Annotated in this window: 6 protein-coding genes; 5 read left to right on the top strand and 1 reads right to left on the bottom strand. The window is 70.7% G+C overall.

Annotated elements, in window-relative coordinates:
* The first annotated feature begins 689 nt into the window (after positions 1–689).
* The 5 genes from Ate02nite_RS16605 (at position 690) to Ate02nite_RS16585 (ending at position 12012) form a co-directional block, all read left to right on the top strand.
* Positions 690–2933, top strand: a complete 2244-nt coding sequence (locus tag Ate02nite_RS16605) for an Hsp70 family protein (RefSeq protein ID WP_203806335.1) — start codon at positions 690–692, stop codon at positions 2931–2933.
* Positions 2934–3033: 100 nt separating this feature from the next.
* On the top strand, positions 3034–3684 hold the full coding sequence (locus Ate02nite_RS16600; protein WP_203806333.1) for a PilZ domain-containing protein: 651 nt from the start codon (positions 3034–3036) through the stop codon (positions 3682–3684).
* A 4-nt stretch (positions 3685–3688) separates the two neighbouring features.
* Entirely contained in the window at positions 3689–5974 is a 2286-nt protein-coding gene (locus Ate02nite_RS16595) for a putative bifunctional diguanylate cyclase/phosphodiesterase (protein ID WP_203806331.1), read from the top strand.
* 255 nt (positions 5975–6229) lie between these two features.
* A complete protein-coding gene (locus tag Ate02nite_RS16590) occupies positions 6230–11518 on the top strand; it encodes a DUF6531 domain-containing protein (protein ID WP_203806329.1) in 5289 nt (1762 codons plus the stop codon).
* Positions 11518–12012, top strand: coding sequence for a lipoprotein (locus Ate02nite_RS16585; protein WP_203806327.1), 495 nt, complete (start codon positions 11518–11520; stop codon positions 12010–12012). The genes Ate02nite_RS16590 and Ate02nite_RS16585 overlap by 1 nt, the downstream gene beginning before the upstream one ends.
* Here the strand turns inward: Ate02nite_RS16585 and Ate02nite_RS16580 are convergent.
* Entirely contained in the window at positions 11934–14297 is a 2364-nt protein-coding gene (locus tag Ate02nite_RS16580) for a putative bifunctional diguanylate cyclase/phosphodiesterase (protein WP_203806325.1), read from the bottom strand. The two genes, Ate02nite_RS16585 and Ate02nite_RS16580, sit on opposite strands and share 79 nt — an antisense overlap.
* Positions 14298–14327: the final 30 nt, after the last annotated feature.

Raw genomic sequence — 14327 nt, 5'->3', positions numbered from 1 at the left:
ATGCCCTGCCTGGTCACCCCCGGCCCACCACCTTGCGTGGGGGCACGCTGCGGGTTCGTCTTTGGTTCTGCGCTGCTGGGGGCGTGGCTGGGCTGAGCGGTCCCCTTGCTGGTGGTGGTCGGGCTGCCGCGTTGTGGTGGCGGTGGGGATTGCGTCGGGCAGGCCGGGCTGGGGTGGTGGTCAGGCGAACATTCCGCGCCGGTTGCGGCGGTTGGGTTGGCCGTATTTGCGCGCTTGGCGGCTTGGTTGCGGCCCGCAGCTCCGAGATCTAGGCGGTTCGGCGGGCTTGGCTGCGATCTTGGAAAGTTTGAGCACTCAGCGGAGGGTCGAATCGACAAGTTCGCGGCTCAGCGGGCCCCTCGCGCGGCGTTCGGCCGGATATCGGGTTTTTGTTTGGGCGCGCGCCCGGATTGCGGGCTCGGGGGCTCTGTTTTGGCACAGGCGCTCTGATATGTGGGAAGCGCAGTCCTTGAAGGCCGGAACCAGAACCGCTGCTGCTGTCGTCGGCGATGTCGCTGGCACCGGCGGGGTGGGGGCTTGGGCTTTGGTGGTCTCGGTGGGTGGCTGGGTTGGGCTTTCCTGGGGGGCTGGGGTGGAGTCATTTGGACGGCCTTTTGGGCAAGCGTCCATCTTGGTCTTGTCGGGGTGCGGGGGACGGTCGATGCTGGGTGCCGGTCGTCGGTGCGGCCGTGTCGGATCGGAGGGGCTGGGCCGCGATGACCTATGGGCTGGGGGTGGACCTCGGGACCACCTGGACTGCGGCTGCCGTGCGGCGCGGTGACCATGTGGAAGTCCTGCGGCTTGGTGGGCGGCGGCCGGAGATTCCTTCGGTGATCTTTCTGGCCTCGGACGGGGCGGTGGTGGTCGGTGAGGCCGCTGTGCGCCGTGGTGAGCTGGAGCCTGGGCGGGTGGCTCGGGAGTTCAAGCGGCGGATCGGGGATCCGGTGCCGCTGCTCGTCGGGGGGTCGCCCTATCCCGCGCATGCGCTGGTCGCGCGACTGCTGGAGCACGTGCTCGCGGTCGCTGCCACCGTCGAGCAGGGGGCGCCCTCGTTGGTGGTGCTCACCTGCCCGGCCAACTGGGGGCCTTACAAGCGTGACCTGCTGGAACAGGCGGCTCGGCTGGCTGACTCGCCTCGGGTGGTGTTGCGCAGTGAGCCGGAGGCGGCGGCGGTCTCGTATGCGGCCGGCGAGCACATGGCCGACGGGGACATCGTGGCCGTCTATGACCTGGGTGGTGGCACCTTCGACGCGGCGGTGCTGCGCCGTGGCGCGGGCGGGTTCGAGTTGCTCGGTGCGCCTGAGGGGATCGAGCAGCTTGGCGGGATCGACTTTGACGAGGCGGTCTTTGACCATGTGACTCGGGTTCTGCCGGCTGAGCGGCTCGCGGGGGACGATCCCGACCTCGTCGCCGCGCTCACCCGGCTGCGGCGCGACTGCGTGGACGCCAAGGAGGCGCTCTCCTTCGACACCGAGGTGATGATCCCGGTGGCGCTGCCGGGGTTGCACACCCGGGTGCGGCTTACTCGGCGCGAGTTCGAGGCGATGATCGCGCCGGCGCTGCAGGAGACGGTGCGGGCGCTGACCCGGGCGTTGCGGTCGGCCGAGGTCGGCCCGGACCGGCTGCGGGCAGTCCTGCTGGCCGGCGGGTCGTCCCGGATACCGCTCGTGGGGGCGCTGGTGGCCGAGGCGTTCGAACGGCCTGTCGTGGTCGACCCCGACCCGGAACACAGCATCGCGCTCGGCGCAGCCCGCCTGACCAGCCGCACCCCGCCACCCCCGCGACCGATAGCGCCCACCGCCGCCCCGGCGCCGGCGCAGCCCGCGCGGCCCGAGGCGGCCACCACTAACCCGGTGTCCGTTCCAGCTCCGGAGTCGTCGGCCGTGCCGGCGTCGCCGCCTGCGCGGCCTGTGGCGTTCACCGCTGGCCGGGCGCCGATCCCGGGTCTGACATCGTCGGCCGGCCCGGCACTGCCGTTGCCGGTGCCGGTCGAGCCGCCACCCACGTTGCTGGAGCCCTCGAGCCCGCCGTCGGTGATACCGGAGGCCGCGGAGCCGAGGCCAGCTGCCGAGCCAGGACCGACCGCTGAGCACAAGCCGACCGCTGAGCACAAGCCGGCCGCTGAGCTCAAGTCGGCTGCTGCGCCCGCGTCGGCTGCTGAGCTGGGGGCGGCCGTTGAGGCGGGGCGGATGGGTGGGCGGCGGGTTCGGATGGTGGTTGCGGGGGTGGCGGTTTTGGTGGTGGCGGTGGGAGCGTCGGTAGCCGTGCGGCTGCTTCGGGCCGACGGTGAGCCCGGTGCGGTGCCCCCGGCCAGCGCCAGCGCCTCGGCGCCGGGGTGCGGGTTTGCCGAGGAATTTGACGGGGCTGTGCTTGACCCGGCCTGGGAGCGCAATCGGGCTGACCTTGCCGTCACTGTCAGCGGTGGGGCGGCTGACCTTGATGCGCCGGACGGTACCGACATCTATCAGGGCAACGTCACGGCTCAGATGCTGCTGCGGCCGATTGCCGGGGACTTTGTGATCGAAGCCGCCATGGAGGTGTCGCCGGCCGTGTTTTATCAGGGGGCGGGGCTGCTGCTGTGGAATTCGCCGGTCAGTTACGTGCGGATCGAGCGGGCCTTTGGTGAGACCGGGACCGTTGGGTTCGAATACCGGGACGGTGGGGCGCACCAGTGGGTGCACGGGCCGCTGCCCAGCCAGCGGCCGATCAAGACCGGCGCCACCCGGCTCGTGCTGCGGATGGTTCGGGCGGGCGGCACCATCACCGGGTCTTGGCGGCCGGCTGACAAGACCGCGTTCACCGAGTTGGCCACGGTGAAGATGACGCTGCCGGAGACGGTGCGGGTCGGGGTGTCCGCGCTCAACCGCGCTCAGTTCGGGGCCAAGCCCACGCCGTTCCACGCCCGCTACGAGCGGATCACGGTGACCTGCTGACGGCGGATCACTCCCGGATCGCTACCGAAATCCTCATGGTCGCGCGGGACCGGCCGAATGAATCCTCGACCGGATCCCCCCGTCGTGAGGTGCTTCAACCATGATTGCGTCGGTCTCTGCCATCACCGAACTGCCCGCCATCGGCGCGCCGATGTTCCTCGTCCTGGGCGAGGGAGTGAACTTCCGGTCCCGGCTCGAGTCCGTGGACGGGGACACCTTCACCGTTGCCGCGCCGCTCGAGACCGCGGACCCGGCCACGCTGGTGGCCGGTCACCAGTTCGATGTCTTCTGGGCGCCGCCGCGTACCCGGATCGTGCTTCCCACCCGCCTGATCTCGGTCTCCGATGAGGCTCCGTTCCGGTGGACCCTGGCCCCGGTGGAGGCGCCGCGGCAGAGCAACCGGCGCGAGTACGTCCGGGGCGGTGGCGGCGCGGCCGTCCGGATCTCGGCCGGTGAGCACGAGGTCGACGGTGCCCTGCTGGACATCAGCGAGGGTGGCCTGCGCTGCTGGATCGACATGCCGGTGGCGCTGAGCCCGGGGGACCACCTGCGGGCCGCGGTCTGGCTCGGTGAGGCCGGCGAGGTCGAGCTGAGCGGCACCATCCTGACGGTCCGGGAGGCCCCGCACGGCGACCCCGGGCGGCACGTCGTGCTCACCTTCAACACCGAGGAGAGCCTGGCCCAGGTGATCCGGCTGTACGTGATGACCTGGGAGATCAACGAGCGCCGGCTGCACCAGGAAGCTGCCTGATCCGATGAGAGCGTTGCGGCGAGATCCGGTGCTGCTGGCGCTGTTCGCCGTGACGCTGCTCAGTTTCGTACTGTTCGGGGTGTTCGAGGGCGACCGGGTACGGCAGATCCAGGTGCTCTGGGCGGTCCAGGTGCCGATGGACCTGGCCCTCGCCTACGGGGCGTGGCGGCTGCGGCTGCTCGCCCCGCAGTACCGGCGGTTCTGGTCGGCGATCGCGTTCGCCGGCTGCTCGTTCAGCGTCGGCGACAGCTTCCAGACCCTGAACGTGCTGTTCGATCCGGGTGGGGCGTCGACCGACGGCGGAACCGTGCAGTCGGCGTTCTTCATCGTCGGGATGTTCAGCAACGTCCTGGCCTGCCTGCTCTTCCCGCAGGGCCTGAAGACCGGCCGGGAGAAGCTGGTGTTCTGGCTGGACGCCACGACTGTGCTGGTCGCGGGCGGCGTGACGGCCTGGTGTTTCGCGGTCAACGGGGCGGTCGAGCAGCAAGACCGGGTCACCGCCACCATCACCGCCGCGCTGGTCGTGGTGGGTGCCTTCTCGGCCACCAAGGTGGCGTTGGTGCCGCGGCCGCCGATGGCCCGGTTCGCGGCCTGGCCGATGGTCGCGGCGCCGGTCGTGCAGGGCATCGCGGCGTTCCTTCCGGGGCCGTTCCAGCTGCAGAACCACTACTACGTCTTCATGGTGCTGCTGCTGCCGTCGCTGCTGATCGCGGTCGGCCCACGGATCCAGGAGACGCTGGCCCGGACCGAGGGACCGGCGGGAACGGCGCGACGCAGGCCGTACAGCCTCCTGCCGTACGGCATGATCGGGTTGACCTTCGTCGTTTTTCTGTTGGTTTTGCCGGAGCACACCTCGGCGCGGCTGTGGGGTGCGACCCTGGGCGCGGTGGTGATCACCGGCCTGGTCTGCGGGCGGCAGCTGATTGCCTTCCAGGACAACGTGATGCTGGTCCGGCGGCTCGACGTCGCGGTCGACCGGCTCACCGACCAGGAGACGATGCTGCGCGAGCAGGCCTCCACCGACGGGCTCACCGGGCTGGCCAACCGCTCCCGTTTCACCGAGGAGCTCGGCTTTGCACTGATCGGTTCGCCCGCCGTGCTGCTGATCGACCTGGACGACTTCAAGTCGGTCAACGACACCATGGGCCACGCGGCCGGCGACGCGCTGCTGGTCGAGGTGTCCGAGCGGCTGCGCGCGGCGGTGCGCGACCACGATCTGGTGGCCCGGCTCGGCGGCGACGAGTTCACCGTGCTGCTGCCGAACGGCGGAGCGGCCGGCGCGGAGCGGATCGCCGCGGACATCCTGCGCCGGCTGGGCGAGCCGATGACCCTGGAGGGGCGGATCATCGCCACCCGGGCCAGCGTCGGCGTCGCCTGCGCCCGCCCCGGCGACGAGTCGTCGACGCTGATCAGCCACGCCGACATCGCGATGTACGAGGCGAAGCGGCGCGGCAAGAACACCTGCGTGCACTACAGCGACGAGATGGGCGCCCGGATCGCCGACGAGGCCGAGCTGGTGCGGGAGCTGGGCACGGCGGTCGACGCCGATGAGTTCATGCTGCTCTACCAGCCGATCGTGCGCCTCGACGACCTGCGGATGACCGGGGTCGAGGCACTGATCCGGTGGAACCACCCGACCCGCGGCCTGGTCTCGCCGGACGACTTCATCCCGCTGGCCGAGCGGTCCGGGCACATCGTGTCGATCGGCGCCTGGGCGCTGCGCGAGGCGACCCGGCAGGCCGCCTGCTGGCGGGCGGAATACCCGGCCGCCGACCACCTCACGGTCAACGTCAACGTGGCCGGCCGGCAGCTGCGCACCAGCGGTTTCGTCGACGAGGTGGCCGCCGCGCTGTCCGACGCCGGTCTGCCCGCGAGCAACCTGAGCATCGAGGTGACCGAGACCGCGGTGCTCGACGACGAGGAGTCGGCCGAGGCGATGCTGCGGCTGCGTGGCCTCGGTATCCGGCTGGCCCTGGACGACTTCGGCACCGCGGCGTCCTCGCTCGGGCTGCTGCTGACCGTCCCGGTGACCACCCTGAAACTGGACCGCTCGTTCGTCGAGTCGATCACCACGGCCGGCCGGCCGCGGGCGGTCGCCACCGCGGTCAGCCAGATGGCGACGGCGCTGGAGTTCTCCTCGGTCGCCGAGGGCATCGAGACCGACGAGCAGCGGGAGATGATCCACAGCCTCGGCTACCAGTACGGCCAGGGCTACCTGTTCGGCCGTCCGCTGCCGGCCGGCGAGGTCGGCGACCGGCTGGCCGCGATGTCGCACACCCCGGTGGCCTGAGCGTTCGCACCATGCGCCAATGGATCTGAAATGGCATGACTTTTGGCGGGTCACCGGATCATGCACCCGGGTGGCATCGTGATTTCCCGTATTTAAGTTCATCACTTAGATCACACGGGGGATCGCATGTCACTTCTGGCGATGACGCGCGCCCGGAGAACGCGCCTCGGCGTGGCTCTGGCTCTCAGCGCCGTACTCTGCCTGCCCTTCGGGGTTTCCGGGCCCGCCTATGCGCGGGCGCTTGACAAACCGAAAGTGCCGGTCGCGCCGCCCGGGCGCGGGCCGGTCGACCGGCCGCTGCCGGCGAACGCGGTGGCCCGGCACGAGCTGCCGCCGGCCGTGCCGCCGGGCATTCCGGCGGCCGGTAAGGCATTTGAGAAGAAGCTCGTGCAAAAACTGGCGGCCGACCCGGGCGCCGCCACCGATGTGCTGCTGCGCCCCGGCTTCGAGCTCGACGACACCTCACTCGTGGTGTATTTCGACGTGCCCGATCCGGGCGTCGAGAGCTGGGCCTCCTGGATCGCCACGGTCTACGACCCGGAGGGCGGCACCGCGCAGGAGTCCCGGCCGCTGACACCGGCCGACGCTGTCGTCTGTGCCACCCCGCGCGAGTTCTGCCGCAGCTTCGGGGTGACCGACGGCTGGGCGCTGACCGCCGACCATGGCTACTTCGTGACGATCACCGCCACCCTGGCCGACGGCACCCAGGCGGTCTCGGCCGCGTCGCCGACGGCCAAGGCACGCACCACCAAGACGCCACCCGCGTTGCCGGCTGCCCAGGCTGCCGGCTGCTCGTGCGGTAATGCGCTCGCGCCCAGCACCGGCGGCCAGCTGATCCGGGGGACCGGCATCAACACCGGCACCGGGGCTTTCACGCTCTCCGCGTCCGACCTGGCGATGGCCGGGTTCGGCCTGCCGTTCCAGGCACGCCGCACCTACTCCTCGGTCAACGCCACCGCCGGCTCGATGGGCGTCGGCTGGTCGTGGACGCTCGACCTGCGGGTGGTGCCGCCGGCCGAGGGGGTCACCGCGGTGACCGTGCGGGCCGAGGACGGCGCCCAGGTGACGTTCGCCCGCGCCGACGACGGCTCCTACGTCCGGCCGCCCGGGGTCCGCTCCACCCTCAAGGCGGTCGACGGCGGCTGGCAACTTGTCACGCCCGACCAGGTCACCTACGCGTTCGACACGTCCGGGCGGCTGACGAGCGTGCGCAACTCGCGCGGGCTCGGCCTGACCATCGCGTACACCGCGACACAGTGGACGGTCACCGACGCGGCCGGCCGCAAGGTCACCGTCAGCCTCGGCACCGACGGGCTGATCAGCAAGATCGCCCTGCCGGACGGCCGCAAGACGCAGTACAAATACAAGTCGGCCCGGCTGACCGAGGTCACCGACGCCGAGGGCAACACCTGGAAGTTCGGCTACACCGCCGGGCTGCTCACCACGATGACCGACCCGGAGAAGCGGGTCCAGGTGACCAACACGTACGCCGGCGGCCGCATCTCCCAGCAGGCCGACGCGCTGGGCGCGGTGACCAAGACGGTCTGGGACGCCGGTAAGCAGCAGGCCATCACCACCGATCCGGACGGGGTGCGGTACTTCGACACCTACCGCGGCAACGTGCTGGTCTTCTCGCAGAACGGCAACGGCGACACCATCAATCAGCGGTACGACGAAAGCCTCGACCCCAACCTCAGCGTCGACCCCCAGGGCAACCAGCTGAGCAGCACCTTCGACGGCAGCGGCAACCTCACCACCAGCACCGCGCCGGAGCCGTTCGGGTTCACCATCGCCAACACCTACGACACCCGCAACAACCTGACCGAGCACACCGACGCGCTCGGTCACACGGTGTCCTACGGCTACGACGCGTTCGACCAGCTGCAGACCATCACCGACGCGCTGGGCGGGCAGACCGTGCTGAGCGTCGACGACCGCGGCCTGATCACCGCGTCGGAGGACCCGCTGCACAAGGTCACCCGGATGACCTACGACGCCTTCGGCAACCTGCTGACCCGCACCTCGCCGCTCGGCGAGAAGACCCTTTACGCGTACGACCTGGTCGGCCGGCCGACCAGCACGACCGACCCGCGCGGCAGCCTGACCGGCGCCAAGCCGGCCGACTTCACCACCCGCTGGGTCTACGACGACCTGGACCGGCTGCGCAAGACGTTCGCGCCGGGCAAGGCGGACCCGGCCGAGTCGGTCTACGACACCGTCGGGCAGCTGGTCAAGACCATCGACCCGCTGGGCAACGAAACCTCCAACAGGTACGGCAAGGTGCTCAGCCAACTGCAGTCGACCACCGACCCGGAGGGCAACACCAGCAGCTACACCTATACGGCGGCGGGCCGGCAGAAGTCGTCGACCGATGCGGCCGGCGGGCGCACCACCTATGCCTATGACGTTCGCGGCAACCTGGCGTCGACCGTGTCGCCGCGCGGCAACGTCAAGGGCGCCAACCCGGCCGACTTCACCACGACGTACACGTACGACTTCAACAACAACCTGATCCGTACGTCGCACCCGTACCCCGGCGGGGGTTTCGTCAGCATCGACTCGCGATTCGACGAGTTGAACCGGCTGATCGCGCGGATCGACCCGTTCGGCGCGACCACCCGCACGCGGTATGACAACAACGGCAACGTGTCGGCCACCGTGGACGCCACCGGGCGCACGCTGACCACCGACTACGACGCCCTGGACCGGCCGACCGCGACGCACAGCCCGGCCGGCGGCACGTCCGTGCAGGAGTACGACCTGGCCGGGCACCTGATCAAGAGCACCGCGGCGGCCGGCGGGTCGACCACGTTCACCTACGACGACGACGGCAACCTGGTCACCTCGGTGGACGCGCGGGGCAACGAGCCGGGCGCCGACCCGGCCGCTTACACCACGCGATACGCCTACGACGTGGCCCGCAACCAGGTCTCGGTCACCGACCCGCTGGGCAACGCGGTGCGCACCGCCTATGACGCCAACAACCGCACGGTCACGGTGACCGACGCGAACGCGCACACCGCCAAGTACGGCTACGACGACGGCGACCGGCTGCTGAAGGTGACCGGCCCGGACGGCGGGGTCACCGGTTACGCGTACGACCGGAACGGGCGCTCCACGGCCCGGGTCGATCCGAATGGGCACGTCAACCGGTATGCGTACGATGTGCTGGGTCGTTTGATCTCTTCGATTGATCCTCTCGGGCGGCAGGGCACCTACCGGTACGACGCCGAGGGGCACGCGATCGCCTCGGTGGTTCCGGGTTCGGCCGACGTCACCGCGCGCACGATCAGCACCACCTACGACATCCTCGGCCGCCGGGTCGGGCAGGACGTCGGTGGCACCCTGATGTACGCCTGGGGCTACGACGCCCGCAACCAGACGACCAGCATGGCCGACCAGGCCGGGCTGCGCCTGCAGAACTACGACGAGGCCGGCCTGCTCACCTCGGTCACCCGGGGCGGCCAGACCTACTCGTACGGGTACGACCTGAACGGCAACGTCACCACCCGGACCTGGCCGGACGGCACCAAGGTCGGCTCCAGCTTCGACGCCTCGAACGAGCTGACCGGGCTCACCGTGCAGGGCGGGGTGGCGGGCAGCCAGCAGGCCGCCTACGGCTTCGACTACGACGCGGCCGGCAACCTGTCCCGGACCACCTATCCCGGCGGCGGGCTGGTCACCGACCGTGGTTATGACACGGCCGGACGGCTGGTCGACGTGCACAGCCACGGCGACGCCGGGACGGTGGCCCGTTACCAGCTGACTCGCGACGGGTCCGGCAACCCGACCGCGATCACCACTACCCGAGCCGCGGCCCAGACCGTCGACTACACCTATGACAAGTCGGATCGGCTGGCCTCCGCGACCGGCCCGACCGGCAGCTGGTCCTACCGCTACGACCAGGTCGGGAACCGGGTCTCGCAGACGCTGACCGGCACGGCCGGCGGCTCGGTCACCAAGTACCGCTACGACGACGCGGACCAGCTGACCGAGGCATCGGTGGTCGGCGGCGGCACCACCGGATACTCCTACGACGCGCAGGGCAACCAGGTGCGGGCGGGCAACGACACGTTCGCCTACAACATCGACCGCACGCTCGCCTCGGCCACCGTCGGCGGGGTGCGCACCAGTTACGCGTACGACGCCCAGCACCTGCGGCTGTCCGCGACCACCAACCTGGCCTCCGGGCCGCGCAGCACGGCCTGGTCGTTCGACGTCAACGCCCCGCAGGCGCAACTCGCCCTCGAGACCACCAGCACGGCCACGGCGACCAGCCGCCGTGGCTTCCTGGACGGGGTCAAGGGCACCGCGCTGGCGCTGCTCACCGGCAAGCAGACCGACCCGTACCTGCCGGACTGGCTGGGCGGGGTGGCCGACGTGGTCGGCCCGGACGGTGGCGTGCTGGCCGCGTACGACTACGACCCGTACGGCAACCCGCGCAGCGACGGCACCGCGGCCGGCACCACCGCCACCGTGGAGAACCCGGTCCGGTTCACCGGCGCCTACCAGGACACGACGCTGGGCGGGCAGTACGCCTTCCCGGCCCGGATCTACGACCCGGCGACCGCCCGGTTCGGCGGGGTCGACCCGGCCTCGGCCGGCGCGCAGACGCCGACGCAAAACCCGTACTCCTATGTGGCCGGCCAGCCGACGGTGGCGGTCGACCCGTCCGGCGCGATCCCGATCATCCCGCCCGGCCCGACCATCCGGCCCCGGGTCACGCCGCCGACCTGCAGCGACGACACCCCCGAGTACTGCCACGAGCCCGGCGCCAACAAGCACACCTCGGGCGATCTGTTCGGGGTGTGGGCGGCGGTGGCCCTGTCCAGCTGCAAGCCGTGGGAGTTCTGGTGCAAAGGCGGCCCGGTCGCCGGCCGGCACAACATGTACTTCCGCGACGGTGACCCGTTCACCAACGAGATCCGGACGCTCGACTCCTTCCACACCGCGGTGTCGAACGTCGCCAGCCAGCTGCCGCTGGCCAACATCGGGTTCATGTTCCACTTCGTGCACGGCTCGGAGAACTACCACTACGCCACCCAGTCGCCCGACCAGCGCAAGGACGCGGCCCGCCGCAACGCGGTGAGCATCAAGAGCGGGGGCACCTTCGGCATGCCGCTGGTGCAGGCGTTCGTCGGCTCGTACGACCTGAACTGGCAACTGCTCGGCTACGACGGCGAGGAAAGCCCGGTGGTGGAGTTCCACCTGACCAACGCCAGCACGATCGGCTCGGCCATGCCCGACCCGCAGAAGGCCGGCGACTACGGAAAGGACAGTCCCTCCGGCGACGGCCACGACGCGAGGTCCTGGGAGCACTACCTGCGCCAGTCGGTGCGCTGGCGGGAGACCTTCCCGGGCGGCGACGCACCGCAGCTGCCGATCGCGATGCGCCGGATTCCCGGGCTGCCGATCCCGGTACCCTTCCCGAAGGATGGCAACCCGGACCCGTTCGCGCCGCCCGGCACGATGGAGAACTGGTGCCTGCCGGTGCCGATCATCGGCCCGATCCCGATCAACCTGCCGAACGGTCTCTGTCCCTGATGCGTAAACCGTTCCTCGCGGTACTTCTCGCGGTGGCGCTGACCGGCTGCACGCCGGTCAGCGCACCACCGCGGCAGTCGCCGCCGCCCGACCTGAAGCCGGCCGACCTGGTCGGCGCGTGGAAGGACAACCGGCGCGGCGGCGTGCTGACCTTCACCGCCGCCGGCCGCTTCGCGGGCGACGACCTGGGCTTCATGTTCCTGCCGTTCCCCGACGACCTGCCGGCCGGTTTCGACCAGAAGACCGACCGGGCGGCCGGCCTGGGCGAGTGGCAGCTGGGCCCATCCCTGGCCGACCCGAACGGCCCGAACGACTACGTACGCCTGAACTTCCTGATGATCGCCGGCCGAGAGGTCCGAGCAAGCATCAACAAACTGGAGGCCCAGACCCGAGACCCAGCGGTGGTCCTGGTCTTCTACATCGACGACCCAGACCTGAACAACGAGGTCGTCTTTTCCCGCTGCCCAGACTGCCCGTCCCCGGCCCCGTCCTGATCGAAGAGCAGGACCACGTCTTCGGCCGGTAGCGGGCGGGCGAAGTGGAAGCCCTGGGCCAGGCGGTAACCGACGCGGTGCAGGCGTTCGGCCTGTTCGGCGGTCTCCACGCCCTCGGCTACCGCTTCGATGCGCAGGCCCTGGGTGATGGTGATCAGGCTGTCCACGATCACCGCCTGCGGGCTGTCGGTGGTTACGCCGTCGACGAAGGACTTGTCGACCTTGAGGATCTGGACCGGGCAGTTGACCAGCAGGCTCAGGGAGGACTGGCCGGTGCCGAAGTCGTCCAGCGCCACCCGCAGGCCCAGCGCGTTGAGGGCCTTCACCGCGTCCAGCGCGGTGCCGGTGCCGAGCACCGCGGTCTCGGTCACCTCGGCGACCAGGCCGCGGACGTCCACGCCCTCGCGGGCCAGCAGTGCGGCCATCTCGGCGGCGAAGCCCGGTTCCTGCAGCTGGCGGGCCGAGATGTTGACGCTGACCTTCTCCGGGGCGCGGTCGCCGTACTCTCGCTGCCAGTCCGCGGCCTGCCGGACCACCTGTTCGAGGACCCACCGGCCCAGCTCGAGGATGTAGCCGCTGCGCTCGGCGAGCGGGATGAAGACGGCCGGCGAGATCAGCCCGTGTTCCGGGTGCCGCCAGCGGACCAGCGCCTCCACCCCGGCGAACTTGCCGTGCGGCAGTTCGACGATCGGCTGGTAGAGCATGAACAGCTCGTCGCGGCCGATGGCCCGCATCAGGTCGGCGCCGAGCACGGCGTCCTCGGCGGCGAGCTGGTCCATGATCGGGTCGAACCAGGTCCAGCGGTCGCCGCCGACGCTCTTGGCCGCGTACATCGCCACGTCGGCCCGGCGCATCAGCTCCTCGGGGGTGTCGCCCGGCTCGTGGCCGGTCGCGCCCATGCTGATCTTCGGCGTCATCTCGTGGCGGCCGACGATCAGCGGCTGCCGGACGGCGTCGAGCAGACGGTCCAGCACGGCCGCCGCCTCGGCGTCGGTGCGGGCGGCCAGCAGCACGGTGAACTCGTCGCCGCCGAGCCGGGCCGCGACGTCGCCGGGGCCGATCGTGGCGGCCAGCCGGTCGCCGATCGTCCGGAGCATCTGGTCGCCGGTGTTGTGGCCGAGCCGGTCGTTGATCACCTTGAAGTCGTCGATGTCGAGCAGCGCCATATGGAACGGCTCGCCGGCGGCCAGGGAGGCGGCCAGCGCGGCGGTGAACATCGTCCGGTTCGGCATGCCGGTCAGCGGGTCGTGGGTCACCTCGTGGTCGAGCTGCTCCTGGTATTCGCGCATCTGCCGCATGTTGCCGTCGACCGTGTCGAGCAGCCGGTTGTTCTCCCGCAGCGCCGACACCTGCCGGACCGCCACCAGCACGCTGAGGACCACCGCGCACAGCACCAGCAACAGGAGTTCTCGGCCGGTTTGGGCGGTGGCGGCGATCAGGGTGAGGTCGGCCGCGGCGAGCGCGAAGTAGGGGAGCAGGGTGAAGCGGCGCGCCGAAGAGTGGATCGGCGCGGTGACCGGTGCCCGGAGCTGACGCTCGGCCGCGAGCTGCAGGGCCAGCGAGACCGCGGCGGCGGCGAGCATGGTTCCGGACAGCTGCGGGGTGCCCCGCAGGTACGGGGCCAGGGCGCCGCCGGCCGCGGCCAGCGCCACCCCGGCGGTGATGATGGCCAGGGCGCGGCGGTCGAGGTGCCCGGAGCCGGCGAACGTCATCTTGACCATGGCCAGGGCCGCGATGAGCACCAGCGTGATGACGCCGACCACCGGTAGCAGTGCCCCGATGTTGGTGAGCCACATGTGGCGTACCGAGTAGTGCCAGACCAGCACGCCGACGGTGACCAGCACGATGGTCGCGTCCAGGCCGAACCGGATCCACTCCGGGCCGGTCCGCTGCCACGAGGTGAGCCGCAGCATCGCACCGAACGCGAAGAACAGCAGCCCCAGCAGCAGCGCCGAGGTGAGCGGGCTGACGTACCGCGAGGGTGCGCCCGGGCCGCCGGTGGCGTCGATCGCGTTGCTGATCACACCGGCCGCCAGCACCAGGCTGGCCAGCCCGATCCGCAGCCAGAAGGAGCGGCCGGTGGCGCTGAGGTCGGCCCGCCGGGAGACCCGCAGGCAGGCCTGCCCGGCCAGCACCGCCATGATCGGCAGGGCGGCCCAGCCCAGGGCGGGATGCGCCCAGACGTGCACCAGCCCGATCAGGAACCAGCCCACGGTGAACACGAACAGGACGGCTCCGAGCACGGTCAACGCACTGATGCCCCGGGAGGTGAGCGCTTTTGGCACGCCCGACCATCGGCTTTCGGGGCCGAGAGC

This window comes from Paractinoplanes tereljensis (assembly GCF_016862435.1).
Lineage (GTDB): Bacteria > Actinomycetota > Actinomycetes > Mycobacteriales > Micromonosporaceae > Actinoplanes > Actinoplanes tereljensis.
This window is presented reverse-complemented; position numbering and strand designations above follow the sequence as displayed.

Coding starts and splice junctions, on each gene's coding strand:
- Ate02nite_RS16600 (WP_203806333.1), top strand. CDS start 3,034: ATGATTGCGTCGGTCTCTGCCATCACCGAACTGCCCGCCATCGGCGCG.
- Ate02nite_RS16595 (WP_203806331.1), top strand. CDS start 3,689: ATGAGAGCGTTGCGGCGAGATCCGGTGCTGCTGGCGCTGTTCGCCGTG.
- Ate02nite_RS16585 (WP_203806327.1), top strand. CDS start 11,518: ATGCGTAAACCGTTCCTCGCGGTACTTCTCGCGGTGGCGCTGACCGGC.